Genomic DNA, 2437 nt, shown 5'->3' with positions numbered 1-2437 from the left:
GGTTGGTGATGGGGTTGGTGGTCTTCGTCGCACTATTTAACACCTTAACCATGTCGGTCACGGAGAGAACACGTGAAATCGGAACGCTGTCGGCGCTTGGCACTTACCCAAATGAAATCGTCGCCAGCTTCATACGCGAAGCCGTACTGCTAGCCATTTTAGGCTCGCTGGTGGGTGCGGCGTTCAATGCCCTAACAAGCGTGTTATTGATGGTAGTCGATGTGCAAATGCCACCACCACCGGGACGCACGGAAGGGTATCCTTTACATATTTATTTTTCATGGGAATTGGTTCTGCTGAGTGCGTTTGGCGTACTCAGCATTTGTATTGCAGCGGCTTGGTTGTCGGCACGCAAAGGAGTCAACAAGCCAATCACGGAGGCACTGGCTTATGTATAAATGGATGATGTTATTACTGATCACGCTTAGCGGTGGCTACTCGGCCGCTGGCTGGGCGGCGCTGGATGCAGGGCAAATGACCAAAAACGCCGACCAATATCGCCTTGGTTACAGCGCGGCCAAAGTCGTCTCCTTGGTGTCGCTTTATGAACGTGGTGAGCTCGATAAAACGCGTCAATATCACGTGTATACCAAAGCCAATCGCGACTCGTTAGTGGTGTTCAAATCCTCCGTTGAAGCGGGGCAAAAAATGCTGATGCTCGATGAAAACTACTGGTTGTTGATGCCCAAAAGCCGCCGCCCTATTCGTATTACGCCAATGCAAAAACTGCTTGGTGAGGCTTCGGTGGGCGATATTTCAACACTGACGTGGAGCGAGGATTACCAAAGTCAATTGATGGGTGAAGAGCAGATAGAAACACCCAATGGTCAACCTTACCTGACGCATAAGCTGTCATTACTGGCTGTCACAGAAGGGGCGAACTACCAGCAAATTATCTTATGGTTGGATAAAGAGAACGATTTCCCAATCAAAGCTTCTTTGTATTTACGCTCTGGAAAACTGGCCAAGCAGGCTTGGTTTCGCGCTGGTGAAAAAGAGGGACGAATGCGCGTAACCAGTATGACGCTGCTTGATCAAATTCAACCGACCAAAAAAACGGTGGTTGAGTATCAACACATCGAGCCCATGGAGCTAGATGAAAAATATTACAACCCCGCCTATCTGACTCGTAACAGTTTATCGGAGTTATGAGATGAAGCGTGTTGCGTTCGCTTTTTTAACTAGCGTATTGAGCTTAGCTGCGCGGGCAGAAGCCCCCAGTTTTGATTGGGATTGGGTAATGAGCGCATCCACCACGGCGCATCGCGACAGCCTTTTTTTTCCTAGTAATCAAGCGCGCGATACGCAGCAGATTGAGGCGTTATTGGATGTAGAAATGAGGTGGCATGGCTGGCTGGGTCTAGTGGCTATCAAACAAAACGCCCTGTGGAGTAGCGATGCACAGCAGCACGCCGACAGCGAGTTCATTCTACAAGAACTGTTTTGGCAAGGCAGCCTAGTGCTGGCTGATGTGCCGTTTGAGCTGACACTAGGAAAAGTGCGCTTGGATTGGGGAGTGGGCTACGGTTATCGTCCGCTTGATCTCTTTCAGCCTTATCGCCGCAATCCGGTCGGTATTCAGGTAGAAGAGGGGGCCGGAACGCTCTCTGCTTCTTATTATGATCAGCAAGGTGAATGGACGCTTTTTTATACAGATTCCTCTTGGACAGAGCAGCAAGGCAGCGAGTTACAACAAATGACCGAACAACAAGGGGCGGGCGTAAGGCGTTATCAGTTGATGGGCAATGCCGAATGGCAGGCGATTGCTTACTATGATGACGTTCGACGCGGCGTGCTGGGTAGCTCGTTTGTTACTGTGCTCACTGACGCATGGGAAGTGCATGCGTCAGCGCTCTATCAGCGTCATTATTTAGCGTACCAACGGCCCAGCGCATTGGCTCAAGCAGTTTACTCTCAACAACAAGAGATTGAATCGCGCATGGCTCTTGAATCACGAACTCAAGGCTATCAGGCACTGGTGGGTTTCAACTGGTCGGGAAGTGATGGGCAAAGCGTCATTGCAGAATATTGGTTCGACAGTCGCAGTTGGGGAAAAGAGCAGTGGCAACAAGCGCAGACCAACGCGGATTCGGTTCGTTATCAGCATAATCAAGCGTTAGGTTGGTCTTACGCACAAGGCTATAACCACGTGAATCTCGTGCAGCATAATGTGATGTTGCATGCTTCGTTAGATAGCCAAGCTTGGCGTCATTGGGCGTGGAGCCAGAGTATTGAATGGTTGCAAGGCTTAGTGCCGACACTTGATGTGCTGATTGCACCGCAAGATGGCGGCGTGATCGCTACCCAATGGCTCAATTACTCAGTGTACGATTCGGGTACAGCCTCTATCGAAATCGAACTGGCCGCACGTTTTATGACTGGGCCTGCTGACTCTACATATGCAAACTTACCAGATAAGCATATGATTCTATTAAAT

The 2437-nt window shown here is 49.9% G+C and carries 3 protein-coding genes; all 3 read left to right on the top strand.

Going from position 1 to position 2437, the window contains the following annotated elements; all coding sequences use genetic code 11:
- Window positions 1–398, top strand: a 398-nt coding sequence (locus AACT21_RS09275; protein ID WP_141195278.1) for an ABC transporter permease, incomplete at its 5' end; no start/stop codon positions are given.
- Window positions 391–1152 carry an outer membrane lipoprotein-sorting protein gene (locus tag AACT21_RS09270; protein WP_017042180.1) on the top strand — a complete coding sequence of 254 codons (762 nt, stop codon included), beginning with the start codon at window positions 391–393 and terminating at the stop codon, window positions 1150–1152. The genes AACT21_RS09275 and AACT21_RS09270, both read left to right, overlap by 8 nt.
- A gap of 1 nt (window position 1153) precedes the next feature.
- On the top strand, window positions 1154–2437 hold a 1284-nt coding region (locus AACT21_RS09265; protein WP_094164639.1), incomplete at its 3' end, for a hypothetical protein.

Origin of the sequence: Vibrio sp. V08_P9A1T1, assembly GCF_963874405.1 — a bacterium.
Classification (GTDB): domain Bacteria; phylum Pseudomonadota; class Gammaproteobacteria; order Enterobacterales; family Vibrionaceae; genus Vibrio; species Vibrio anguillarum.
The sequence above is the reverse complement of the archived record's forward strand: the minus strand, read 5'-3'. Positions and strand labels throughout refer to the sequence as shown.

Excerpts from the sequence above, each read along its gene's own strand:
- AACT21_RS09270 (WP_017042180.1), top strand. The coding sequence starts at position 391 with ATGTATAAATGGATGATGTTATTACTGATCACGCTTAGCGGTGGCTAC.